Source organism: Maribacter sp. PR1 (genome assembly GCF_028464145.1).
GTDB lineage: Bacteria > Bacteroidota > Bacteroidia > Flavobacteriales > Flavobacteriaceae > Maribacter.
In genome coordinates, this window is sequence record NZ_JAQPCG010000001.1 from 643,476 (window position 1) to 669,095 (window position 25,620).

The window sequence follows — 25,620 nt, forward strand, 5'->3', positions numbered from 1 at the left end:
AAATCAAATATAGTTCTTTTTATTTTCTAGCACAGTTGATTACAGTCCAAAGCATTTCCAAATACGACGAACAACATCCCGTTGCCATTACCATTGGTACCTTTGATGGAGTGCATATTGGACACCGGAAAATATTGGAAAAAGTCATAAATCACGCCAAGAATTCAAATCTCAAATCCGCTGTCCTTACTTTTTTTCCTCATCCACGTATGGTACTCCAAAAGGATACCGACATAAAACTCCTTAACACCATAGAGGAAAAGAAAGCCATATTGGAGCAAATGGGTTTAGATTTATTGGTTGTACATCCATTTACCAAGGAATTCTCCAGACTTTCTGCAACCGAGTTTGTTCGGGACCTTTTGGTCAATACATTAAAATCAAAGAAAATTATCATAGGATACGACCACAGATTTGGTAGAAACAGAAACGCAAACATTTCTGACTTAATTGCCTTTGGAAATACCTTGGATTTTTCAGTTGAAGAAATTCCAGCACAGGAAATCGACGATGTTTCCGTAAGTTCTACTAAAATCAGAAAAGCCCTGGAAGAAGGGGATGTTGAAACTGCCAATTCCTATCTGGGATACAATTATATGTTAACCGGGACCATAAAAAAAGGTAAAGGATTGGGTAGGCAGATACAGTTTCCTACAGCGAACATCGCCATTGAAGAGTCCTATAAGCTCATTCCAAAAAATGGATCTTATATTGTAAGTAGTATTATTAATGAAAATGTAGTTTATGGTATGATGAATATAGGCTACAACCCCACTGTAGATGGAACGAAAAAAACTATAGAGGTTCATTTCTTTGATTTTGATGAAAATCTTTATGGGAAAAAGCTTCAAATTGATCTATTGTCAAGGCTTAGGGACGAGCAGAAATTCGAATCGTTGGAAGACTTAAAAAATCAATTGGCAATGGACAGAGAAAAATCCCTTAATTTCATATCAAAAATGTAATGGTCAACACGTTGTTATTTCGGAGAATTGACAACAGCCCGCTCATCATTTTTCGTATTTTCTTCGGGATACTTGTTGCTTTGGAATGTTTTGGAGCCATTGCCACAGGGTGGTTAAAAAGAAACCTTATAGAACCCACCTATACATTCCCATTTATTGACTTTGCTTGGTTAGAATCCCTTACAGGGCCTGGAATGTATGTTTATTTTTCAATTATGGGTCTTTTGGGCATCACTATTGCCCTGGGCTATAAATATCGATTTTCGATTATAACCTTTACATTGCTTTGGACAGGAAGTTATTTAATGCAAAAGACAGCATACAATAATCACTATTACCTACTCATCCTTATTTCCTTTTTTATGTGCTTTTTTCCGGCAAATACCGCCTATGCTTTGGATAATCGCTTGGGGAAAACGCAAAAGGCAAATTTTATGTATAGCTATATTAAGTGGGTGATTGTACTCCAATTGCTTATTGTGTATACGTATGCTTCTATAGCAAAACTATACGGCGATTGGTTGGATTTTGGTATGATCAAGTTGTTAATGCAACCCAAATCCGATTATTTTCTGGTGGGGGAGCTATTACAACAACCATGGGTCCATAAAATAATTGGATCGGCTGGGATTATTTTCGATTTGCTCATTGTGCCGGCCTTACTCTGGAAACCGACTAGAAAATTTGCTTTTGTCGCTTCCATTTTTTTTCACCTCTTCAATTCATTTATATTTCAAATAGGAATTTTTCCGTATCTCTCTCTTGCATTCAGTGTTTTCTTTTTTGAGCCAGAAACAATTCGAAAACTATTCTTTAAGAAAAAAACACCCTATCAAATACTCAAAATAGCGATTCCAAAATATAAAACTGCGTTTCTTATCGGGTTTGGAATATTTTTCCTGATTCAACTTATACTCCCGGTAAGACATCACTTTTTGAAGGATGATGTACTTTGGACAGAAGAAGGTCATAGAATGAGCTGGCGCATGATGCTTAGGTCGAGAAGTGGTTCAGGTCAATTTAAAGTAGTGCGGGAGAATGGCAAAGAACTATATATCGATATAGAAAAATACCTAAATAAGGGACAACAAAGAAAAGTACTCTCCTATCCTGATTTTGCCTGGCAGTTTGCACAATACCTTAAACGTGATTTATCTCAGGAGAGCAAAAGCCTTTCCGTCTATCTTATTAATTCCAAAGTACGTATTAATGGACACCCCCCGGCTCCGTTTATTGACCCAAAGGTAGATTTAGCCAATATTCCTTGGAAACCTTTTAAACATAGCGCTTGGATTTTTCACTCGAGACTAGAAGATTAAAACTTTGTAGTCCTTTGACACAATTGCAATGGCATACCCCATGGGTCTCTTAACATTACTAAATGACTACCGTCGTCTTTGTAAATTTCTTCAACAAAAGTAGCGTCATTGGCAACCAATCTAATTTTGTCCTTTTCGGCATCACCAGATTCAAAAGCAAGGTGAAAAGTCAATGGATGTTCATCCCTAAAATCCTTGCTTTTGGCATCCTCCCTACTATATAGTTCCAAAAACACCCTTCCTTTACTATCGGCTAAAAAGGTCATAAACGGCGCTTCCTTTTGCTTACTTACCACCTTCAAGTTTAAATGCTTACAATACCAATGAACCACCTTATCAATTTCCTTAACGTTCAACGCAAAATGTTCAAAAACCATAGGCCTTTATATTTTGGGGTTAAAAATATGCCTTTTAAGTGATAAGTTTAGCTTAAATTTGCAGCCAAATTATATGGATTAATGCTACAATTACAGGTAATTAGAGAAGAGAAAGCGAAGGTTATTGACGCACTAAAAAAGCGTAATATTGATGCTGAATCCATGTTGAACGGTGTACTTCTTTTAGATGAAAAAAGAAGAGCTGTACAAACTCGATTGGATAATGTATTGGCAGAGTCCAACAAACTTTCCAAGGAAATAGGTATGCTTTACAAGTCAGGTAAAGCACAGGAGGCGAACGCCCTAAAGGAAAAAACAGCTACTCTTAAGGACGAATCCAAGCAATTAGGAGACGATCTAACCAATACCGCAGAAGAACTACAATCCCTTTTATATCAAATACCCAATATCCCTAATAATTTGGTTCCGGCAGGTAGTTCCGAAGAGGACAATGAAGAGGTTTTTAAGGAAGGGGATATTCCTGAATTGGTGGAGAATGCACTTCCTCATTGGGAACTTGCCAAGAAATATGATATTATCGATTTTGAGCTTGGAGTTAAAATTGCGGGTGCCGGGTTTCCCGTTTACAAGGGAAAGGGAGCTCGTTTGCAGCGAGCTTTAATTTCCTATTTTTTGGATAAAAACACGGCTGCCGGTTACACCGAAATGCAAGTACCCCATTTGGTCAATGAGGCATCTGGCTTTGGAACGGGACAATTACCGGATAAAGAAGGTCAAATGTACCACGTCACCGCTGATGATCTTTATTTAATTCCTACGGCGGAAGTTCCTGTAACCAATATTCTAAGGGACACCATACTGCAGGAAAGTGATTTCCCAGTTAAATATACGGGGTACACTCCATGTTTTAGAAGGGAAGCTGGTAGTTATGGCGCACATGTACGTGGGCTTAACCGACTTCACCAATTTGATAAGGTCGAAATTGTACGTGTTGAACATCCTTCTAAATCCTATGAGGCACTAGATGGTATGGTAGAACATGTAAAAAATATTCTACGAGAGCTAGAATTGCCCTACCGCATCTTACGGTTATGTGGGGGTGATTTAGGTTTTACGGCTGCACTTACCTATGATTTTGAAGTGTTCTCTACCGCACAGGACCGATGGTTGGAAATAAGCTCCGTTTCCAATTTTGAAACCTACCAAGCCAATCGGTTAAAACTTAGGTACAAGGACGAAAACGGAAAAAGTCAGTTGGCACATACACTGAACGGTAGTTCATTGGCCTTACCGCGAGTATTGGCAGGAATTCTGGAGAATAATCAAACCAACAACGGAATCAAAATCCCAAAAGTTCTTATACCTTATTGCGGATTTGATACTATCGATTAATAGTTACAGGTTGTTATTTTTCATTGTATAGGATTCCCATTGATATCCCATTTGGACCCTGCGTAAAGCACATATGAATTCACCATCTGTGCTAACCTTTATAATCTCAGGAAGTACTTTTTTAAAGCGCTGACGTGCCTAAGCATTGGCCAGTGGGTTTGAATAACTGTGTGTTTTGCTGCACAATTGTCAAATACAATTTAGACCATTGACCTAATTATGCTTCACTTAACAGATTCTTTTAGTCAGCTTCCGTAAATTTGATAAATTTCAATTATGAAGTTTCTTGGACTTTTTACATTTCTACTATTCTCATTAACAATAAGTGCCCAAGAAGATTTTTTGGCCAAACAGTATTTTGCCGATGGCGATTTTGAAAAAGCAGTGGTTTTTTACGAAAAACTAGCAAAAAAAAGTCCAAGAAGGACAGATTTTCTACAGGGATTAATCGCCTGCTATCAACAATTAGAACGTTACGAGGATGCAGAAAATTATTTAAGGAATCAGCTAAATCAACGTAACCCGCATCCAACCTTGTTGATTGAAATGGGCTATAACTATTCATTACAAGATTTACCGGAAAAAGCCAGTGAATATTATGACGAAGCTTTGGAGTATATAGCGCAGAACCCTAATTATGGATATGCGTTAGGCTATCAATTTCAAAAATATAGTCTGTTGGATAGAGCAATATTGGCGTATCAAAAATCAATGGAGCTCAATCCTGCTTTGGATTATAATTACCAACTGGCAAGAATCTATGGCGAACAAGGGGATATTGAACGTATGTACAATGCTTACTTGGAACTTTTGGCAAATAACAAAACATCAAAATCCAATATTTTAAGAAGTATTGATGACTTCGTTACTAACGACCCGGAAGATGTAAATAATCAAACGCTTAGAATGACCCTACTCCAAAGGGCACAAAAAAATCCGGATATTCTTTGGAACGAATTATTGAGCTGGCTGTTCGTTAAGCAAAAGCAATTTAGCAGTGCTTTAAGGCAAGAAAAGGCCATTTACAAACGTATGGAAGGAAGTACAACCGGAAGATTGGAAAATCTCGGTGCCATGGCCCTCGAGGAAAATGAAAATTCGATTGCCAAAGATATCTTTGAATATATAAAAAAGGAATCCAGTGACCCAATAACCCAGTTGAACGCCGAACTTCATCTAATCGATATAGCTTTGGAGGAGACCGGCAAAAATCAATTGGATAACATACAAAAACAGTATGAAGGACTAATTGACAAGTATGGTTATCAATCCCAGACCCTTCAACTACAGGTTGCCTATGCCAATTTTCTCACGTTTAAGAGAAATGACCCTAGTCCTGCTATAGACATCTTGAAAAACAGTCTGGAACTTCCTTTGAACGAAAGAAGTAAAGCTTACATAAAGTTGGCGCTCGGCGATATTTTGGTCTATGACAAACGCTTCAATGAAGCCCTTATTTATTTTTCACAGGTACAGGATAAATTAAAAAACGATGTTATGGGTCAAAATGCCCGTTACAAAGTAGCGGAAACCAGTTTTTACAAAGGTGATTTTGACTGGGCGCTAACCCAGCTTAAAGTGCTTAGGGGATCAACATCTCAATTAATTGCCAACGATGCTATGCAGTTAAGTCTTTTAATATCGGATAATTCATTGGAAGACTCCACTCAAACGGCTTTAAAGAAGTATGCACGGGCAGACTTTTTGGCTTATCAGAACAAAACGGATGAGGCCATTGAAGGTTTGAACGATATCCTAGAAAACCATAAAGGCGAAAAAATTGAGGATGAGGCGTTACTAAAACAAGCGCAGTTATTAGAATCTCAAAAAAAATACGAAGCCGCGGAACTTAACTATCAAAAGATTATAGAATTCTATGGTAATGGCATATTGGCCGATGATGCTTACTTTGCTCTTGGAGAATTATATAGGAATATTTTAGACCAACCCGAAAAAGCGAAGGCCCATTATGAACGTATTATCTACGATTATCAGGACAGCTACTATTTTCCGCAGGCCAGAAAGAATTTTAGAATATTAAGAGGAGACGCAATCAATTAATGCTTCTTGATCAAATTAAAAATTAAACTTCCATAAAGATTTTTAGGACTTCAATTTATCATGTACATATATAACGTAACCAGCAATATAGAGGATAAGGCACATACTAAATGGGTATACTGGATGAAAACCGTTCATATCCCACAAGTACTAGCTACGGGCAAATTTTTAGGTGCAAAGATGACCAAAGTAGTTTCAGAAGAAGGTACCGGGCAAACCTATTCCGTGCAGTACACGGTAGCAAATAAAAAAATACTTGAAAGGTATTATAAAGAGGACGCACCGCAACTAAGGAAGGAAGGATTACGACTGTTCGCTGATCAATTAATTTCTTTTAGGACAGAGTTGGAAGTAATCGATGAATTTTATGTACATCAAAATTCTGCGACCCATCATTTGTTTACCTATGGTACGCTTCAAGAAAAAGAGATACAATTAGGTGTTTTTTCAAGATTACTGGGAGGCTTTGATGATACTTTGCATGGTCATAGAATTTCTGACCATAAAGTAGCGGGGCGCTACCCCACTTTGGAACTTACGGAAAACACACAAGATCAAATTTCCGGAAAAGTATATATTCTTACAGACGAAGAGCTGAAAAAGGCAGATTTTTATGAAGGTGAAGCTTATAATAGAATAGAGGTCATTTTAAGTTCTGGCAGAAAGGCATGGACATATCTGGCAAAGTAATCGCTTAAAATGGTGATATGGGAAGAAAGAGAAAAAAGAAAAAAACTGAGCGTTATGGGAACGGATACGAATCCAAGGGAAACAGTCCTGTAAAAGCGAAAAAATACCTTGGGCAACACTTTCTTAAGGACGAAGAAATAGCAAAAAAAATAGCGGGGACACTTTCCCTTAAAGGCTACAGGAATGTTATAGAAATAGGTCCCGGTACCGGGGTACTCACTAAATATCTATTAAAGGAGGGTATCGATTTGGTTGCAATGGATTTGGATGCCGATTCCATTATCTATTTAAACCATAGTTTTGCCCTAGAGCACCCAAAGGTATTACAAGGAAAAGGTTCCTTTAAAGTGATAGAGGCAGATTTTCTCAATTACGACCTCCATACGCTTTTCGGAGATGATCAATTTGCGATTACAGGTAACTTTCCATATAATATTTCAACACAGATTGTTTTCAAAATGTTGGAAATGCGAAATCAGGTGCCCGAGTTTTCAGGAATGTTCCAAAAAGAAGTGGCACAGCGGATTTGTGCAAAAGAAGGCAACAAGACCTATGGAATTTTATCTGTTCTGACCCAAGCTTTCTACGAAGCGGAATATCTTTTTACCGTACACCCACAGGTGTTTGACCCACCTCCAAAAGTGCAATCCGGAGTACTGAATCTTACTAGAAAAAATGACTACCACTTGGACTGCAACGAAAAATTATTGTTCACTGTGGTAAAAACAGCTTTCAATCAACGTAGAAAAACGATTCGTAACAGTTTAAAAACACTGGGACTTTCCGATAATCTTAAAGAAGATGCTATATTTGACTAGCGTCCGGAACAGCTTTCCGTTTCCGAGTTCATTGCGTTGACGAAGAAGATAGCAGATGACACCGTTTAAATTAACAGAAGAACTTATAGCTCAGATAGAAGAGCTTATCGAAAACCAAAGGGATACCAATCTAAAAACCCTTTTGGACGATGTTCACTATGCCGATGTCGCGGAAATAATAAATGAGCTTAACGAAGAGGAAGCCACCTACCTAATTAAGCTACTGGATAGCAAGAAAACATCCGATGTCCTAACTGAATTGGATGAAAATGTCAGGGAGTCCATTCTGGGTAATCTATCGTCAAAAGAGATTGCGGGAGAGCTTGGTGAATTGGATACGGATGATGCTGCGGATATTGTTGGCGAACTTCCTCAAGAAATCGTCCAAGAAGTAATTTCTGAGATTGAAGATCGGGAGCACGCCAAAGACATTGTAGACCTGTTACGCTACGATGAAAACTCTGCAGGTGGATTAATGGCCAAAGAATTGGTCAAGGTAAGGGAGAACTGGAACGTGTTAACTTGCGTTAAGGAAATGCGGGCCCAGGCTGAAAATGTAACCCGCGTGCATTCCATTTATGTCGTAGATGAAGAGGATAAACTTATTGGTAGATTATCCCTGAAGGATTTATTGACCACCTCCACAAAAACTCATATAAAGGACGTTTTCATTGCCAAGGTCGATTCCGTAAACGTCAATGAAAAACCGGAGGAAGTCGCTAAAATTATGTCCAAATATGATTTGGAGGCTATTCCTGTTGTGGATGAAATTGGCAGATTGGTAGGACGTATTACAATTGACGATATTGTAGACGTAATACGAGAGGAAGCGGACAAAGATTACCAAATGGCGGCTGGTATATCGCAGGATGTTGAAGCGGATGATGGTGTATGGGAGTTAACCAGGGCGCGTTTACCCTGGTTGATACTTGGTCTTTTTGGAGGATTGGGCGCTGCAGCCATTATGGGTGGGTTCGAAGAAATGATTGCCAAACACGCAGTGCTTTTCTTTTTTACACCTTTGATTGCGGCCATGGCCGGTAATGTTGGAGTACAATCCAGCGCTATTATTGTTCAGGGTTTGGCCAATGACGATTTAAAGGGAAGCATTGGCAATAGACTTGTTAAAGAAATGCTTTTGGCCCTGCTCAATGGCGTAATTTTAGCAACCATCTTATTATTATTCACTTGGGTATGGCAAGGAGCCTTCCTTTCTTCACTTGCTATTTCCATATCCTTGATTGCAGTTATTGTAGTCGCCGGTTTTATCGGTACGTTTATTCCGTTGTTCCTGCACAAAAGAGGTATAGACCCTGCAATTGCCACGGGCCCGTTTATAACCACAAGTAATGATATTTTTGGAATATTGATTTACTTTATGATTGCCAGAGTGGTTCTTGGGATTTAATTCTTTGTTAATGTCACTCCATTTTTCACTTGGAAAACCAATAAAAACACCCTATGAAAGCTATCAACCTAAAGGAAAAGCATTCCCTCTTTGATAAAAATTGGCATCCCCACCAAATTGCCGTTGTAGATGACATGCAAGTACTCTTGGCAAAAATAAAGGATGAGTTTGTATGGCATGCCCATGAAAATGAAGATGAGCTTTTCCAAGTGCTCAAAGGGACCCTCTATATGAAATTTAGAGATAGGACAGAAGTTGTAAAAGAAGGTGAAATTATAGTTGTACCGAAAGGGGTAGAACATTGTCCGTCGACCAAAAATGGTGAGGAAGTTCATGTATTACTTTTTGAAAAGCTTAGTACGGCACATACAGGGGCCGTACAACACGAACTCACACAAACGGAATATCCTAAGATATGAGTCGGTCAGCCCTAATATTCATAGTTATTTTTTGCCTTCTGTTTCAAGTAAGCATTGCTCAAAAACTAAGTCCGTCTGAAAAATCATTTATAAAAATAAAGCAAAAGCCGGGTATCCAAAGTACAACACTGTCGAACGATTTTAAAAATAAATATCCGGTAATGATAAGTTTTCCGAATGTTTCCAATAAAAAATACCGATTGATTATTGCCCTTCATTGGGCCGGTGGAGGCGACACCTATAAAACATTTTTTGAATGTCTTGCCTTACCCGGGTTGGATGATGAGGAAACCATAATTGTTTCACCTGAAGGACAAAATCAACTTTGGAATACGGGGAATAATATAAATAAAGTTAAGAATTTGGTCGGTAATGCCATTAAATACTGGAACGTTGACGCAAACAAAATCGCGGTAACGGGTTATAGTAATGGCGGTAATGGCAGTTGGTATTTTGCCGAACATTATCCCGAACTTTTTTCAGCCGCGATTCCTATGGCAAGTTCATATCCGATCAACAAAAAATTGAACACGCCACTTTATGTCATACATGGGGGTAAAGATGAGCTTTTTAGCGTTACAAAAACATCGGAATGGGTGGAAAAAACTAAGGAAGCGGGGAGTAATATTAGGTATATTATCATTGAAGAACGCTCCCACTTTCAAGGTTGTTCCTATGTGCCGGAACTAAAAAAAGCACAAAAATGGTTACAAAATTTATGGAAAGAAGAATGAAAGTTTTACACGTAGACACCAATCACCCACTAATTATAGAACAGTTTAACGAGCTGGGTTTTCAAAATGATGAAGACTATAACTCGTCTAAAGAAGCAATAGAGGAAAAAATTGAAGAATATGACGGACTTATTATACGAAGTAGGTTTTCCATAGATGCCTCTTTTTTGGACAAAGCCAAAAACTTAAAATTTATAGGACGTTTAGGGGCAGGGCTTGAAAATATTGACACCAAATATGCCAAATCGCTGGGTATTTTTCTCGCTGCAGCTCCCGAAGGCAACAGAAATGCCGTGGGGGAACACGCCATGGGAATGTTATTATCTCTTTTCAATAAACTCAACAAAGCCCATGGCGAAGTAAAAAATGGTACATGGGACAGAGAAGGAAACAGGGGTATTGAACTTGAAGGTAAAGTTGTGGGTATCATTGGATATGGGAACATGGGTAAAGCATTTGCAAAAAAATTGAAAGGCTTTGATGTCGATGAAGTCATCTGCTATGATATTGAAGGCGGCGTTGAAGATGAAAATGCTAGGCAGGTGGGTATTATGGAGTTGCATCAAAAAACGGATGTTTTAAGTTTACATGTACCACAAACCGAATCTACAATAGGTATGATCGATTCGGAATTTCTAAACAAGTTTCACAAGAATATCTGGATCATAAATACGGCCCGTGGAAAATGTATAAAAACAGAAGACTTAGTATCCGCTCTAAAAACCAATAAAGTGCTCGGAGCAGGCTTGGATGTGTTGGAGTATGAAAAGTCGTCCTTTGAAAATATGTTTACAGGGAACGGACTTCCCGAAGCCTTTGAATATTTGACTCGGTCCGATAATGTGTTGCTTACGCCACATGTTGCAGGATGGACCGTTGAAAGCAAAATCAAATTGGCACAAACAATAGTGGATAAGATAAAATCCAAATTTTGCTAACTTTATGACATGCGGAAGACGGTAATACTATTTGGCACTTTGGGCTTGGCCTTAGTGTTATTTTTTAAAATAAGCACCTACATTTTAATACAAGGAAACACGAACATTGAATTAATTTTGGTTCTTGTAGCTCTTATTTTCTTTTTTACTGGAATCTACCTCAATAAAAAAAGTCTACAAAAAAAAGACGATGCCACTTCCAATGTTGATTTAAATAAAGTCCAAAAATTAGAAATTAGCGAAAGGGAGTACCAAGTATTGAAAGAGGTTGCCTTGGGCCTATCCAATAAGGAAATAGCGGACAAACTTTACTTAACGGAAAGTACTATAAAAACACATGTCTCCAATTTGCTCTTTAAGTTAAATGCCAAAAGGAGAACTCAAGCTGTACAAATTGCCAAAGAACTTCAAATTCTTTGAATATGGCTTTTTTAGCCCAAAAAATTAATTTGGTACTTTAGTATGAATACTTAATTTGTAGGTAGTTATAGATTTATTTTTAGAATCTTAATCTATAAATAATATGAAAAACACCGTATTAAAATTTGGCCTTTATGGATTTCTTTTAGGACTTGGCCTTTTTCTATTGGGCCTGGTCATTTTGGAAGATTCAGATTTGTCCATTGCCGAAATTTTCGGATATGCTACCATGATTGCTTCTCTTTCGGTTGTCTTTTTTGGAATTAAACACTATAGAGATAATGTAAATAATGGTACCATTTCGGTAGGGAAGGCTTTGGGCGTCGGTATCTTGATTTCCGGTTTCCCAGCCTTGGGAGTTTCAATTGCGGACTATATCTATACTGCATTTATTAATCCCAACTTTTATAAGGAATATGTTGAAACGATGAAGGCCCAAGGCCATATGGAGCCCATACCCGAATGGAGCAGTAGCACAATGGCTCTCCTTATGTTCATAACAGTGGTTTTATTAGGTTTTATAATTTCATTGATATCCGCTTTTATCCTGCAAAAACAAAAACTAAAAATATGAAACTAGGTACTTTTTCCATCAGCCTAAGTGTCAAGGACATTAAGGCCTCCAAGGAATTTTATGAAGCCTTGGGCTTTTCAGTTTTCCATGGTGCTATTGAACAAAATTGGCTGATTCTTAAAAACGAAACTTCTACCATAGGGCTATTTCAAGGAATGTTCGAGAAAAACATTCTTACCTATAACCCGGGATGGGATTCGAACGCGAATACGTTAGAGGATTTTACGGACGTTAGGGAGATTCAAAAAGAATTGAAGGCTAAGGGATTAAATCTCGTCCGTGAGGTTGAGCAAGGTGCCGGCCCTGGCAGTATTACCTTGCTCGACCCGGATGGAAATCCAATTTTAATAGACCAACATATCTAAAATGCAATACAAGGCCGACACACCCGAAGATTATATTTCACAATTACCTGCCGAAAGAAAAGAGGTAATTTCAAAAATTAGGGAACGTATCCTAAAAAATCTTCCCGAGGGTTTTGAGGAACAGATCAGCTATGGGATGCTCGGCTATGTTGTTCCACATAATTTATACCCAGATGGTTACCATGTTAAACCGGAACTTCCATTACCGTTTGTTAATCTTGCCTCCCAAAAGAACTACATAGCGCTATATCATTCCGGGATTTATGCCGATAAAAATATTTTGGATTGGTTCATTAAGGAATTTCCAAAGCACTGCAAGCGAAAATTGGATATGGGTAAAAGCTGCATTCGTTTCAAAAGCATGGATGACATCCCTTATGATTTAATTGGTGAATTATGTAGTAAAATAACAGTGCAGGACTGGATCAATCTTTACGAGAAAAAAACTAAAAAACGATGAAAAATAGAGTTACAGGATTGGGCGGAATCTTTTTTAAGACAGCTGACCCCGATAAAACTAAGACATGGTACAAGAACCATTTAGGACTAAATACAGACCAATATGGCTGTACATTCTGGTGGAAAGATAAGGAAGGGAACGATTGCTCGACCCAATGGAGCCCAATGAATGAGGACACCAAATATTTTGAACCTAGTAAATCACCATTTATGATGAATTTTAGGGTGGAAAATTTGGTCGGACTTTTAAAAGCACTAAAAGAGGAAGGAGTAACGGTTGTAGGAGAAATTGAGGAATATTCCTATGGTAAATTCGGATGGATTTTAGATCCTGACGGAAATAAGTTAGAACTTTGGGAACCCATTGATAAAGTATTTTTGTGATTTACTTTTATTCTTTACATTTAAAGAACAGTTAACCACCAAAAAAAAAACAATACCATGTCAGAAGAAAACAAAGATTTCGGAGATAAGGCAGAGGATGCTGCCAAGGACTTCAAAGAAGACGTAAAAAAAACATTTGACCCCCAAAATCCGGACAATGGCAAAACAGTTGCCATCATTGCACACATTACCGTCATAGGATGGATAGTTGCCTTAATAATGAATAGTCAGAATAAGTCTGAGTTTGGTAGTTATTATATCAGGCAAACCTTAGGGATTTGGATTTTAGGGTTTATTCTAGGTATAATACCAGTGGTTGGATGTTTTGCTTTTATTATTTGTGTAGTTCTTATTATAATTAGTCTGGTAAATGCCGCTAATGATAAAATGGTGCCGATTGTTGGACTTGGCGAATACTTCCAAGATTGGTTCAAAAGCCTTTAAGTCATGTTTAAAGACTGAATTTATTCTTCAGTCTTTTTTATTTAAATTTATTATCGTAATATTGCGATATATAAATATAAGAGATGGGAATTACTAAAACACAGATATTCAACAAAAAGCAAAATGATTTGGCCGTTGTTTTTAAAGTATTGGCCAATCCTGCACGGATTGCCATACTAGAATATATTAGCAAACAAGAAGCCTGTATCTGTAATGATATTGTGGATGAAATTGGACTGGCACAACCGACCATATCACAACACTTGAAAGAGTTAAAGAGTATCGATTTAATTTCTGGCGAGATAGCCGGAAAAAAGGTATGCTATTGTATCAATCTTAAAAAATGGTCTGCGATTCAAGAAACCCTAAACTCATTTTTTAATACGACCAAAACAAATTGCTGTTAACTAAATTTTTTCTGACATGAAGACTAAAGAACTTTTAAACATCCTAAATGAGAACCCAAATAAAAATTTACTTTTTGAATATACCCCAGGTTCCTTTGTGGGTGCAAATTATCACATTACCGAAGTAAAAAATATAACTATCGATTCTATTGACTGTGGCGCACGACCAGACTATTGGAAGGAAACCATTATTCAACTATGGGAAAGTCCAAAAGAGAAAGATAAAAGGGACTACATGTCCGCATACAAGGCGCTATCCATTTTAAATAAAGTGGATAAAGTCAAACCTATGGAAAGAGAAGTTGAAGTAAAATTTGAATATAGCAACCCCAACTTTCACACGGCACAGTTGTACGTAAACGCCCATCAAGTAAATGGTGACAATCTTATTTTTCATCTAGGCGTGGAACAAACGGATTGTAAGGCTAAGGAAACCTGTGGGGTACCCGAAACGATAGAAGAGTCGGTCTCTGAATGTGCTCCTGGTAGCGGTTGCTGTTAACATTAGTTTCCGTGAATTTAATTAGAACTATGCTTGCCTCCGACTGGGGGCAAGTATCCAAAATCTATAAAGAGGGCATAGATACGGGTTTTGCAACCTTTGAAACCAAAATCCCTACTTATGATAATTGGGATAAGGTCCATTTAAAAAATTGTCGCTTTGTAGGTATCCAAAAAGACCAAATTACTGGATGGGCTGCCTTGTCTCCGGTTTCCAGCCGTAATGTTTATAGGGGCGTGGCCGAAGTAAGTGTGTATATAGCAAAAGATTTCAGGGGGCTAGGTATTGGAAAAGCACTTATGAAACACCTTATTTTAGAGAGTGAAAAGGAGGGTATTTGGACGCTACAATCTGGAATTTTTCCTTCCAACTCAAAAAGTATTAAACTTCATGAATCCCTGGGGTTTAGACATATTGGAAAAAGGGAACGCGTGGGTAAGCTACATGGGGTTTGGATAGATAACGTTTTGTATGAAAGAAGAAGCAAGGTCGTAGGACTGGACTAGCTATCCGCATTTTGTTGTGCTTCGGCCATTTTACGCTCCAATTCGGCCTGAAACTCCTCCATTACTGGCTTTACCGTACTTTCTGGCAGATCGGCAATTTTAATGTACATTAATCCATCCACCGAATTGTTGAACAACGGATCCACATTAAAAGCGACGACTTTCGCGTTTTGTTTGATGTACTTTTTTATGAGTACCGGCAATCGCAAGCTACCCGGTTCCACCTCATCGATCATCCTATCGAACTTATTTAAATCGGCTTGGGTTTCATCAAAAACGAATTCCTTGTCCGCGTCCTTTAACTTTACCTTGAATTCCTTTTTTGGTCGGATATACTGTGCAACGTATGGGTCCCAATAATTAGATTTCATAAACTCGATCATCAAGGACTTGGAAAAATTAGAGAATTGATTACTTATACTCACGCCGCCTATTAGATATTTATGTTCTGGATGTCTTAAGGTAGTATGGACTATACCTTTCCAAAGTAAAAATAATGGCATAGGCTTTTGTTGATACTCCTTGGTGATGTAGGCCCGGCCCATTTCAATGGAATTCTTCATCATCCCATATAATTCCGGTTCAACACGAAACAAGTCTTGTAGATAGAATCCATCTATACCGTACTCCGGGAAAATTTCAGACCCCATACCCATCCTATAAGCTCCTACAATGCACTGCTCAGCGTCGTCCCAAAGGAAAAGATGGTAGTAATAGGTATCAAATTTATCTAAATCAATGGAATTATTGGTTCCCTCGCCTATAGCTCTAAAGGTAACTTCTCGTTGCCTGCCAATTTCCTTTAGAATAAAAGGCATGTCTTTTTCCTTTGCTAAAAAGACCTCATAATTTTTGCTTTGTAGCAGACGACAATCCTTTTCCCGTAATTTTTCAATTTCGCCCTGCATCACTTCTTTGCGAATAGCTGAAGCAATTTTTTTAGGAGGCTTTGGTAGCTTAAGAGAAGCCGGCAACTGATCAATCAATCGTTCTTTTTCATAAGCGTTGGAAAGGATATAGGTTTTTCTTCGTAATAAATCTGAAAACTCCTCCAGACTTGCATGTTCCTTCTGTGTCTGTACCGAAATAGGTTGTCCTATCCTTATTTTAATGGGTCGGCTATGTTGTGTGAACACTTGTGATGGAATCATGGCCGTCCTAAAAATATCCCTGAACTTGGAAAGTCTATAAAAAAGTTTGCTATTTCTTGCATGAAAGTAAATCGGAACAACGGGGACCTCTGCCTTTCTGATTAGTTTTAAGGCAGCAACTTCCCAAGGTTTATCAACTATAAGCTTACCATCCCTGTAAGTCGATACTTCTCCTGCGGGAAATATTCCCAAGGAATTACCGTCCCTTAAATGTTGTAAGGTTTTTTTAAAGCCACTTACACTACTAATAACACCTTTATGTCCTTCAAACGGATTTACAGGAAGTATATAGGGCTCCAAGGGTACCATGCGTTGTAAGAGAAAGTTGGCCATTATTTTATAATCAGCCCTTCTTGGTATTAAAAGGTGCATTAACAAAACCCCATCGATTGCCCCCAAAGGATGGTTACTTACCGTTATAAAAGGACCCTCTTTGGGTAGTCTTTTAAACTCTTCTTCCGGAATTTGAAAATCAATTTCAAAATGATCTAAGATAGCTTGGGTAAACTCGGTTCCTTCTAAATGGGAAATACTGTCGTAGAACGTATTGATACCGGAAATACGGGTTACCTTCATCAATATCCATCCCATAAAGGTTCCTAAAAAGCCGTACTTGGATAAGTTAATAGCTTTGGCTACTTCCTTTGCGGTTACTAAACCCATATTCCTCTCCTGTTCTAAAGCATAAATATAGGAAAATAGAATCTGGAGGTCACTATTTTAGTGAAATGAAAGAAGTATTCTAGCTATTTGACTACCAATTGAACAGTCTCCTTGCCTCGTTGTTCCAACATAATTTCATGTCCATTCTGTAAGGATTCAAGAGCTTGAGCGTTAAAATGTCGTATGGTATACAAAGATACGTCCTCATGATGTACCACCTTGAACTTACTCTTCAATTGCTGCAACAGATCTTCCAAACCACCGAACTTATTATCCACACAAACGGAAAAACTAATGGCCGAGTTTTGAATAAGATCTACTTTCATTTTATAATCATGGAAAAGTTTGAAAATCTCACTGATGTTGTTCTCTACCATAAATGAAAAATCCAAAGAAGAAAGTTTCATCAAAACCTGATTTTTCTTTACGATAAAACAGGGAACCCTTGGTTCAATACCCATGCCCTTTCCTACCGTAGTTCCAGGGTCTTTTGGGTTTAAAAAAGATTTGACGTGTAATGGTATTTCTTTACGCTGAAGTGGTTGCAGTGTTTTGGGATGGATAACGGAGGCTCCATAAAAGGCTAATTCTATCGCTTCGCGATAAGAAATAGTGTTCAACAACTGTGTTTCCTTAAAATACCTAGGGTCTGCATTCAAAACACCCGGTACATCTTTCCAAATAGTAACTGAATCGGCATTTAAACAATAGGCAAATATAGCGGCCGTATAATCGGACCCTTCCCTCCCCAAGGTGGTGGTAAAGTTATTATCATCGCTTCCCAAAAATCCCTGAGTAATATTCAAGACCTTCTTATCTATATTCGCAACATTGTTTTGGGTCCTTTCCCAATTAACGGTAGTATCCCTATAAATGCTGTCTGTTTTAATGAAGTTTCGAACATCCAACCAATTGTTGGAAATACCTACTTCTTGAAGATATGCACTAATAATCACACTAGAAATCAACTCACCATAACCCACGATTTGGTCATACACAAAGTTATAATTCGGAGACTTGTTCCAAATTAAAAAACCGTTGATTTCATCAATTAAAACCTTAAAATCCTTATATATTTTGTGCTGCTTATTTTCAAAAAGGTTCGAAAGAATTTTGTTATGATAATCAACGATATCCGCTATTTTTGAAGGTATTTCTTTTTTATCCTTAAAATAGGCGTTAACTATTTCTTCCATCGCATTGGTCGTTTTACCCATGGCAGAAACTACCAAAAGGGTATTTTCATAGCCAACTTGCTGCAAAACATTCACGACATTTCTAACCGCATCGGCATCTTTTACGGATGCACCTCCAAACTTAAATACTCTCATAAATTTAATATTCTTCTACTATTTTTAAATATTGGCCAAATAATTGGCTATACCCTCTTCATCTAAATGTACCACGTCCCAATCCCTTTTCACATCGGCGCCTTTGCTTTCATAAAAGTTAATCGCAGGTTCATTCCAATCCAAAACTTCCCAGCTAATCCTCTTTACGCCCTGCTCATTACCGTACTTTACGACTTCATTCAATAAAGCAGTACCTAAACCGCTTCCTCTCATCTCCTCGGTTACTATTAAATCCTCTAAATGAATTATTGGCCCCTTCCATGTCGAATACCTTGGATATACTAAAGCCATACCCACAATGGCATTCCCTTTTTCGGCAACAAAACATTGGAAGCGTTTTTCTTCCCCGAAACCACTTTTCTCCAAATCGGCTACAGAAACCTCTACGGCGTTGCTTTCTTTTTCGAATACTGCGAGCTCATTGATCAATTGTAAAATAGAAGCCATGTCCTCTTTGCGTGAGGGTCTAATTGAAAAATCCATAGTTGTTACAAATAAAACACAAAGTTATATATTTAAATAAAGATTATAAAACTAAAAAACCGAGTTTCACAAAATAGGCGATATTTGTAAAGACAACAACCTATTTGATATGACGACCAACAGAAAACAGACCTTAGGGGAGTTCATAATAGAAAACCAGAATTCATTCCAATATTCATCGGGAGAGCTTTCTAAGTTAATAAACGCCATTCGACTGGCGGCCAAAGTGGTCAACCACGAGGTAAACAAAGCAGGGCTTGTAGATATTATTGGATCTGTTGGAGATACCAATATCCAAGGGGAGAATCAGCAAAAATTGGATGTTTTTGCCAACGAAAAATTTATTCAAACCCTTACAAATAGGGAAATTGTTTGTGGTATAGCCTCTGAAGAAGAGGACAGCTTTATTTCCATAAATAGCAGTGATGAAAATCATCAAAACAAATATGTGGTCTTGATAGATCCGCTAGATGGATCCTCTAATATAGACGTCAACGTATCCGTAGGAACAATTTTTTCGATTTATAGAAGAGTCACCCCAGTAGGCACACCAGTGACCATTAAGGATTTTTTACAGCCAGGAAATCAACAGGTTGCTGCGGGATATGTTGTTTATGGCACCTCTACCATGATAGTTTATACGACAGGGGATGGTGTCAATGGATTTACCTTAAATCCTGCCTTGGGGACATTTTACCTTTCTCACCCAAAAATGAAGTTTCCAGAAACCGGAAAGATTTATTCGGTTAACGAAGGTAATTACATCCACTTCCACCAAGGTGTAAAAGACTATATAAAATATTGTCAAATGGAGGAAGGGGACAGACCATACACTTCCAGATACATAGGATCTTTAGTTTCCGATTTTCATAGAAATATGATTAAAGGTGGTATTTACATGTATCCTAAAAGTAGTGTTACGGGAAGTGGAAAATTAAGGTTGCTCTATGAGTGTAACCCAATGGCGTTTATTGCTGAACAGGCCAATGGTATTGCTTTTGGGGGGAAGACAAGAATCATGGATATACAACCTACCGAATTGCACCAAAGAGTACCCTTTTTCTGTGGAAGCAAAAAGATGGTAGAAAAGCTTCAGGAGTTTTTGGAACGGTACCAATAGAAAAGGGAGCATAATTGCTCCCCCCCCTTTTTTATTTCAATCTAGTTTCTACTTCTTTACCAAATAAAGATAATCCTCGAAATCAAGTTTGCCTCCAAATATCTCAACGGATCGCTCTATGACAGCGTCCGCCTTATCGCCACTAAAACCAAGTCCGATTGCGTACTTCTTAACCAATAATTTTTCCTCATGGTCCATTTTATGGTCCGAATAAACAATACGGAATAGGTCATATAAACGCTCCAGCCTTTGTTCGGAACTGTTGGTTGCTTGTATAGGATAAACATTCTCCTTTTTAAGTACCTCATCATATTCTGCCTGGGTAATATCTAATTTCGTGGCAAAACGATCCAACAATTTTTTTTCTTCTGTACTTACTTCTCCATCAACCGAGGCAAGTGTTGCCAAGGCAGCAAAATGAGCTAGATTTCTTCTATGCTCTCCACTGGTATATAAATCTGCAATAGACATAGTTGTATTTTAAATTATTGAGCAAATATAATTTTTTTAGAGGTCATAGTTTATATCACGTGCAACTTTGTTTCATTGCAAATTTGTAACTTCACATAGCTATGAAAACACCTCTCCTGCAATTTACGGATAAAGGAATCTATTGTGAAAAAGCAGGTGTTTATCTAGACCCATGGAAACCCGTGGAAAAGGCTATTATTACACATGGTCATGCGGACCATAGCCGATGGGGACACAAGCAATATATTACCCATCATAGAAATATACCCATCATTTCCCACAGACTTGGGGATATCCACTCGACCGGAGTAGCATGGGGAGAAAGTTTTACTGTAAACAATGTAAAATTTAGCTTGCATCCTGCAGGACATATTATTGGATCTTCACAGGTAAGAGTGGAACATAAAGGTGAAGTATGGATCTTTACAGGAGACTATAAAACTGAGGACGATGGTATTTCCACTCCTTACGAGTCAATAAAGTGCGATACATTCATAACCGAATGTACCTTTGGACTACCCGCTTTTAAATGGATTCCTCAAAATGAGGTATTACGGGATATTAACGCATGGTGGAAAGAAAACCAAAATGAAGGAAAAACTTCCATACTTTTTGGGTACAGCCTAGGTAAAGCACAGCGATTACTGAAATATTTGGATACTGACATCGGTACCATTTATACCCATGGGGCCATAGAAAACATGACAGAGGTGCTAAGACCCTTAGTATCATTTCCAAAAACAACATTGATTACCAAAGAAACCTCCAAAAAAGAATTGTTGGGCAATATTGTCTTGGCACCGCCCAGCGCCCATGGAAGCACTTGGATACGGAAAATGGTTCCCTATGTAACCGCTTCCGCGAGTGGTTGGATGACCTTTAGGGGGGCACGTAGAAGAAGAGCTATTGATAAGGGGTTTGTACTGAGTGACCATTGCGACTGGCAAGGTTTGTTATCCAGTATTGAGGCGACTGGAGCGGAAAAGATCATTTGCACACATGGATATAGCGATATATTTTCAAAATATCTACGGGAACTAGGATATGATGCCAGAACAGAGGCAACTCAATATGAAGGGGAACAGGGCGAGATGGAGTCGTCAAAATCCAATACAGACTCATGAGAAAATTTGCCCAACTTATCAAGGCCTTGGACAGTACCAATAAGACCAAGGTAAAGGTTAATGCGCTTGCCGCGTATTTTCAACAGGCCGATGATAAGGACAAGGTTTGGACCATTGCAATACTTTCACATAGGAGACCTCCAAGACCGGTTAACACGACCTTGCTGCGGGAATGGGCCTCAGAACTGGCTAATATTCCACTTTGGCTATTCGAAGAAAGTTACCACATCGTAGGCGACTTGGCCGAAACTATCGCCTTGGTAGTCCCAAATTCGAACAAAACATCTTCTAAAAGCCTTACGTCATTTTTAAAGGAGATAAAATCTTTAAAATCCAAACCTGAGGATTTTAAGAAAGCCTATTTACACCAAAATTGGAAATCGCTCAACTATTATGAACGCTTTGTGTTCACTAAATTGATTACAGGTGGATTTAGGATTGGGGTTAGTCAAAAATTGATGACTCGAGCGCTTTCTAAAGCTACGGACATTGATGAAGACATTCTGGCCTATAAGTTGATGGGGAATTGGGACCCAGATAAAATTTCATTCCAGCAACTAGTTTTGGAAAAGAACGAGAGTGACTATTTATCAAAACCTTACCCATTTTATTTGGCTTATGCCCTTGAAGGTGAAGTGGAGGAATTGGGCGATGTATCGCAATGGTACTCAGAGCATAAATGGGACGGTATACGGTCCCAAGTTATCTTAAGAAATGACGAAATCTTTGTTTGGAGCCGGGGTGAGGAACTGGTTACGGACAAGTATCCGGAATTTGAACAATTTATCGGCGTTATTCCCAATGGAACGGTCATCGATGGTGAAATCCTACCCTATCCTAAAGGACAAATAGGCACCTTCAACGACCTTCAAAAAAGAATAGGCAGAAAGACCATTACCAAAAATTTGCTAACTAAATTCCCTGTAATCTTAAAAGCATATGACCTTTTGGAATGGAGAGGAGCGGATATAAGAAATAAAGCTTTTAAGGAACGTATGCAGTTATTGGAAGACTTGTTTGATCAAGTGACTTCGGTTCAGCTCAGCCATCAGAATTCCAAGGTCACTGAGCGGAGCCGAAGTGACCTGCCCCTTCAACTCTCAGGGACCCTAAGCTTTGGTTCTTGGAAGGAGGTCGCCAAGGAAAGAGACTTATCCCGAGAAAAACACAGTGAAGGACTGATGCTTAAAAGAAAGGATTCTCCTTATCTCGTAGGACGAAAAAAGGGGGATTGGTGGAAATGGAAAGTGGACCCGTTGACCATAGATGCCGTTCTAACCTATGCCATGCGAGGTCATGGAAGAAGAAGTAACCTATTTACGGACTACACCTTCGCGCTTTGGAACGAGAACGAGGAAGGAGAAAGGGAATTGGTCACTTTTGCAAAAGCGTATTCCGGATTGACGGATGCCGAATTCAGAAAATTGGATGCTTGGATAAAGATAAATACTTTAGAGCGGTTTGGACCTGTACGTAGCGTAACCCCTCATCATGTTTTTGAAATCGCTTTTGAAGGGATTGCACTTTCCAAAAAGCATAAGAGTGGAGTGGCTACTCGCTTCCCCCGTATGTTACGATGGAGGCAGGATAAAAATATTCATGAAGCGAATTCACTGAACGACCTTAAAGAAATGATTCCATAGAATGAATCGGGAAGAGCTTTTTATGATTGCCAAAAACTGGTTCCAACAGCAAGATTGGAAACCCTTTCCTTTTCAAAAAGAGACTTGGAAAGCCTTTCTGCAAGGAAAGCACGGACTGCTAAATGCCCCTACCGGAAGTGGGAAAACCTATGCTCTGTGGTTTCCTATTGTCCTCAATTATATCAAACAAAATCCCGATTATAAGAACAAGCATAAAAAAGGATTAAAAGCGGTTTGGATTACGCCCTTACGAGCCCTATCTCAAGAAATAAGACAATCTGCAGAGCGGGTTGTAACCGATTTGGGGACTCAGATGACCGTAGGTATTCGTTCTGGAGATACCTCGACGAAAGCACGTGCACAACAAAAAAAACAGATGCCCGATTTGTTGATTACGACCCCCGAAAGTCTTCAACTACTATTAGCCTCCAAAGGATATGATAAAATATTCAAGGACTGCACCTCCATAGTTGTGGATGAATGGCACGAAATCTTAGGTACTAAACGGGGCGTTCAGATGGAACTTGCGCTCTCTAGACTCAAAACCGTTTCAAAACATTTACGTATTTGGGGAATTTCAGCCACTATAGGAAACATGGAGCAAGCACGGGAAGTCCTCTTAGGCCCCCAATCCAAAGCCTTGGAAAATTCAGTGATGATAAAGGCCAACATCAACAAAAAAATTACGGTTAAAAGTATCATTCCAAAGAAAATGGAAACCTTTCCTTGGAGGGGGCATTTGGGGCTTCATTTATTGGAATATGTTATTCCGATTATCAATAAAAGTAAAACCACCTTGCTATTCACCAATACTAGAAGTCAGTGCGAAATATGGTTTCAGAAAATACTGGAAAAGCATCCCGAGTTTGCCGGTGAAATCGCCATACACCATGGGAGCATCAATAAAGAAACAAGGGTTTGGGTGGAAAATGCTATTAGAAACGAAACCCTAAAGGCCGTGGTATGTACTTCCAGTCTGGATTTGGGTGTTGATTTTGCTCCTGTAGAGACCGTGGTACAGATTGGCGGCCCAAAGGGAGTTGCCCGATTTTTACAGCGAGCGGGAAGAAGTGGCCACCGACCGGGGAAAGAAAGTGTTATTTATTTCCTTCCTACACATGCCATTGAACTTATTGAAGCGTCGGCACTTCAAAAAGCGGTGAAACAAAATACTGTGGAAGACCGTATTCCATACCTTAACAGCTATGATGTTTTGCTCCAATACTTGACCACATTGGCCATTTCAGATGGGTTTTATCCTAATGAAATCTTTAGGGAAGTAGCGGATACTTTTTGCTATCAGGCACTCAGTGAAGAAAACTGGCAATGGCTATTGAATTTTTTGGTCATGGGTAGCCAAAGTCTGCAATCCTATGATGAATACAAAAAAGTTGAGGTGGAGGAGGATGGAAAATTCAAGGTGAACAATCGAGGTGTGGCCATGCGTCACCGATTTCAAATCGGGACCATTGTGGGGGATGTGAACCTCACTGTAAAATATCAAAAAGGCGGGTATATCGGTACTATAGAAGAATACTTTGTCTCAAAACTCAATAAGGGCGATGTATTTACTTTTGCCGGCAGAAACCTGGAGTTTATTAGAATTAAGGATATGCAGGTCCATGTACGTAATTCCAAGAAGAAAACCAGTAAAGTTTCCAGTTGGATGGGTAGTCGCCTCACCCTATCCGCACAGATGTCCGAGCTTTTACGAAAGGAATTATATAGTTCTGACGAGGCCATAGAAAAACAATCCATTGAAATACAATCCTTGGCTCACATTTTTGAAAGACAAAGACGGGAAAGTATCGTACCCCAACCCTCGGAATTTCTAATTGAAACCTTCAAAAGTCGCGATGGCTATCATGCCGTTTTTTATCCGTTTGAAGGAAGGTTTGTTCACGAGGCAATGGGTAGTCTATTGGGATATCGCATCAGTCTCCTCTCCCCTATTACATTTTCACTCGCATTCAATGACTATGGCTTTGAACTTCTGTCCGATAAACCCATAGACATGCAACAGGTATTGGACAACGATCTTTTTACTACCGATTACTTGTTGGATGACCTACAAAAAAGTCTCAATGCTACTGAAATGGCTCGAAGAAAGTTTAGGGACATTGCTATTATCAGCGGTATGGTATTTACGGGGTATCCGAATAAGGGAATAAAAATGAAGCACCTACAAAGCAATTCCCAGTTATTATTCGAAGTGTTTCGAGATTACGAGCCGAACAATCTACTCTTTCAACAGGCATTTACGGAAACCTTTGAGCACCAGCTAGAGGAAGGACGATTACGACTTTCATTGGAACGTATCGCCACACAGAACATCATGTGGAAACAATGCGAAAAGGCCACTCCCTTTGCTTTTCCTTTAATTACAGACCGTTTGAGCCGGGAAAAATTATCCAGTGAAAAATTGGAGGACAGAATTAAACGTATGGCAGCCATTTTGATGAAGAAATAG

27 protein-coding genes and 1 pseudogene are annotated in these 25,620 nt (G+C 38.8%); 23 read left to right on the forward strand and 5 right to left on the reverse strand.

Going from position 1 to position 25,620, the window contains the following annotated elements:
• Positions 1–35: 35 nt before the first annotated feature.
• Both PP182_RS02690 and PP182_RS02695 read left to right on the forward strand, forming a co-directional pair.
• A complete protein-coding gene (locus PP182_RS02690; protein ID WP_272649786.1) occupies positions 36–965 on the forward strand; it encodes a bifunctional riboflavin kinase/FAD synthetase in 930 nt (309 codons plus the stop codon).
• Complete coding sequence (locus PP182_RS02695) at positions 965–2,284, forward strand: HTTM domain-containing protein (protein ID WP_272649787.1); 1,320 nt, start codon at positions 965–967, stop codon at positions 2,282–2,284. Before PP182_RS02690 ends, PP182_RS02695 begins: the two co-directional genes overlap by 1 nt.
• Here PP182_RS02695 and PP182_RS02700 read toward each other — a convergent pair.
• Positions 2,281–2,661, reverse strand: coding sequence for a VOC family protein (locus PP182_RS02700; RefSeq protein ID WP_272649788.1), 381 nt, complete (start codon positions 2,659–2,661; stop codon positions 2,281–2,283). The two genes, PP182_RS02695 and PP182_RS02700, sit on opposite strands and share 4 nt — an antisense overlap.
• 81 nt (positions 2,662–2,742) lie before the next feature.
• Here PP182_RS02700 and serS point away from each other — a divergent pair, with 81 nt between their 5' ends.
• The 17 genes and pseudogenes from serS to PP182_RS02790 all read left to right on the forward strand — a co-directional run bounded on the left by serS (position 2,743) and on the right by PP182_RS02790 (position 15,143).
• Positions 2,743–4,014, forward strand: coding sequence for a serine--tRNA ligase (serS, locus tag PP182_RS02705; RefSeq protein ID WP_272649789.1), 1,272 nt, complete (start codon positions 2,743–2,745; stop codon positions 4,012–4,014).
• A gap of 276 nt (positions 4,015–4,290) precedes the next feature.
• Positions 4,291–6,075 carry a tetratricopeptide repeat protein gene (locus PP182_RS02710; RefSeq protein WP_272649790.1) on the forward strand — a complete coding sequence of 595 codons (1,785 nt, stop codon included), beginning with the start codon at positions 4,291–4,293 and terminating at the stop codon, positions 6,073–6,075.
• Positions 6,076–6,135: 60 nt separating this feature from the next.
• Complete coding sequence (locus PP182_RS21010; protein ID WP_330097970.1) at positions 6,136–6,765, forward strand: DUF4286 family protein; 630 nt, start codon at positions 6,136–6,138, stop codon at positions 6,763–6,765.
• Between the two features lie 17 nt (positions 6,766–6,782).
• Positions 6,783–7,652 (forward strand): annotated as a pseudogene (rsmA, locus tag PP182_RS02725) (16S rRNA (adenine(1518)-N(6)/adenine(1519)-N(6))-dimethyltransferase RsmA).
• Complete coding sequence (mgtE, locus tag PP182_RS02730) at positions 7,639–8,991, forward strand: magnesium transporter (protein WP_272649791.1); 1,353 nt, start codon at positions 7,639–7,641, stop codon at positions 8,989–8,991. The pseudogene rsmA and the gene mgtE overlap by 14 nt, the downstream one beginning before the upstream one ends.
• Positions 8,992–9,044: 53 nt before the next feature.
• On the forward strand, positions 9,045–9,410 hold the full coding sequence (locus PP182_RS02735; RefSeq protein ID WP_272649792.1) for a cupin domain-containing protein: 366 nt from the start codon (positions 9,045–9,047) through the stop codon (positions 9,408–9,410).
• A 161-nt stretch (positions 9,411–9,571) separates the two neighbouring features.
• On the forward strand, positions 9,572–10,144 hold the full coding sequence (locus tag PP182_RS02740; protein WP_272649793.1) for a dienelactone hydrolase family protein: 573 nt from the start codon (positions 9,572–9,574) through the stop codon (positions 10,142–10,144).
• Positions 10,141–11,082: a 2-hydroxyacid dehydrogenase gene (locus PP182_RS02745; RefSeq protein WP_272649983.1), complete on the forward strand. Its 942-nt coding sequence runs from the start codon at positions 10,141–10,143 to the stop codon at positions 11,080–11,082. The genes PP182_RS02740 and PP182_RS02745 overlap by 4 nt, the downstream gene beginning before the upstream one ends.
• 9 nt (positions 11,083–11,091) lie before the next feature.
• Positions 11,092–11,502: a response regulator transcription factor gene (locus PP182_RS02750; RefSeq protein WP_272649794.1), complete on the forward strand. Its 411-nt coding sequence runs from the start codon at positions 11,092–11,094 to the stop codon at positions 11,500–11,502.
• 103 nt (positions 11,503–11,605) lie between these two features.
• A complete protein-coding gene (locus PP182_RS02755; RefSeq protein ID WP_272649795.1) occupies positions 11,606–12,076 on the forward strand; it encodes a DUF4199 domain-containing protein in 471 nt (156 codons plus the stop codon).
• On the forward strand, positions 12,073–12,441 hold the full coding sequence (locus PP182_RS02760) for a VOC family protein (protein ID WP_272649796.1): 369 nt from the start codon (positions 12,073–12,075) through the stop codon (positions 12,439–12,441). Before PP182_RS02755 ends, PP182_RS02760 begins: the two co-directional genes overlap by 4 nt.
• A gap of 1 nt (position 12,442) precedes the next feature.
• Positions 12,443–12,901 (forward strand): DUF1801 domain-containing protein, encoded by a 459-nt coding sequence (locus PP182_RS02765; protein ID WP_272649797.1) that lies wholly within the window; start codon positions 12,443–12,445, stop codon positions 12,899–12,901.
• Positions 12,898–13,284, forward strand: a complete 387-nt coding sequence (locus PP182_RS02770) for a VOC family protein (RefSeq protein ID WP_272649798.1) — start codon at positions 12,898–12,900, stop codon at positions 13,282–13,284. The genes PP182_RS02765 and PP182_RS02770 overlap by 4 nt, the downstream gene beginning before the upstream one ends.
• A gap of 57 nt (positions 13,285–13,341) precedes the next feature.
• Entirely contained in the window at positions 13,342–13,728 is a 387-nt protein-coding gene (locus PP182_RS02775; RefSeq protein WP_272649799.1) for a YtxH domain-containing protein, read from the forward strand.
• A gap of 83 nt (positions 13,729–13,811) precedes the next feature.
• Entirely contained in the window at positions 13,812–14,135 is a 324-nt protein-coding gene (locus PP182_RS02780) for an ArsR/SmtB family transcription factor (RefSeq protein WP_272649800.1), read from the forward strand.
• Positions 14,136–14,151: 16 nt separating this feature from the next.
• The gene (locus tag PP182_RS02785) at positions 14,152–14,637 is read left to right on the forward strand and encodes a DUF6428 family protein (RefSeq protein ID WP_272649801.1); all 486 of its coding nucleotides are present in this window, start codon (positions 14,152–14,154) and stop codon (positions 14,635–14,637) included.
• Between the two features lie 11 nt (positions 14,638–14,648).
• Complete coding sequence (locus PP182_RS02790) at positions 14,649–15,143, forward strand: GNAT family N-acetyltransferase (protein ID WP_330097971.1); 495 nt, start codon at positions 14,649–14,651, stop codon at positions 15,141–15,143.
• Here PP182_RS02790 and PP182_RS02795 read toward each other — a convergent pair.
• From PP182_RS02795 to PP182_RS02805, 3 genes are all read right to left on the reverse strand, one after another.
• A complete protein-coding gene (locus PP182_RS02795) occupies positions 15,140–16,957 on the reverse strand; it encodes a lysophospholipid acyltransferase family protein (RefSeq protein ID WP_272649802.1) in 1,818 nt (605 codons plus the stop codon). The two genes, PP182_RS02790 and PP182_RS02795, sit on opposite strands and share 4 nt — an antisense overlap.
• A gap of 83 nt (positions 16,958–17,040) precedes the next feature.
• Positions 17,041–18,288 (reverse strand): aspartate kinase, encoded by a 1,248-nt coding sequence (locus PP182_RS02800; RefSeq protein WP_272649803.1) that lies wholly within the window; start codon positions 18,286–18,288, stop codon positions 17,041–17,043.
• Between the two features lie 24 nt (positions 18,289–18,312).
• Entirely contained in the window at positions 18,313–18,792 is a 480-nt protein-coding gene (locus PP182_RS02805; protein ID WP_272649804.1) for a GNAT family N-acetyltransferase, read from the reverse strand.
• Positions 18,793–18,901: 109 nt separating this feature from the next.
• On the opposite strand from PP182_RS02805, the gene fbp reads away from it, so the two are divergent.
• Positions 18,902–19,912, forward strand: coding sequence for a class 1 fructose-bisphosphatase (gene fbp, locus PP182_RS02810; protein WP_272649805.1), 1,011 nt, complete (start codon positions 18,902–18,904; stop codon positions 19,910–19,912).
• Between the two features lie 48 nt (positions 19,913–19,960).
• Here the strand turns inward: fbp and PP182_RS02815 are convergent, their stop codons facing one another.
• On the reverse strand, positions 19,961–20,383 hold the full coding sequence (locus PP182_RS02815) for a tellurite resistance TerB family protein (protein WP_272649806.1): 423 nt from the start codon (positions 20,381–20,383) through the stop codon (positions 19,961–19,963).
• Between the two features lie 101 nt (positions 20,384–20,484).
• Between PP182_RS02815 and PP182_RS02820 the strand changes: the two genes are divergently transcribed.
• Genes PP182_RS02820 through PP182_RS02830 form a run of 3 tightly spaced genes read left to right on the forward strand, consistent with a single transcriptional unit; the run spans position 20,485 to position 25,620 of the window.
• Positions 20,485–21,507: a ligase-associated DNA damage response exonuclease gene (locus tag PP182_RS02820; RefSeq protein WP_272649807.1), complete on the forward strand. Its 1,023-nt coding sequence runs from the start codon at positions 20,485–20,487 to the stop codon at positions 21,505–21,507.
• A complete protein-coding gene (locus tag PP182_RS02825; protein ID WP_272649808.1) occupies positions 21,504–23,150 on the forward strand; it encodes an ATP-dependent DNA ligase in 1,647 nt (548 codons plus the stop codon). The genes PP182_RS02820 and PP182_RS02825 overlap by 4 nt, the downstream gene beginning before the upstream one ends.
• Before the next feature lies 1 nt (position 23,151).
• Complete coding sequence (locus tag PP182_RS02830; protein ID WP_272649809.1) at positions 23,152–25,620, forward strand: ligase-associated DNA damage response DEXH box helicase; 2,469 nt, start codon at positions 23,152–23,154, stop codon at positions 25,618–25,620.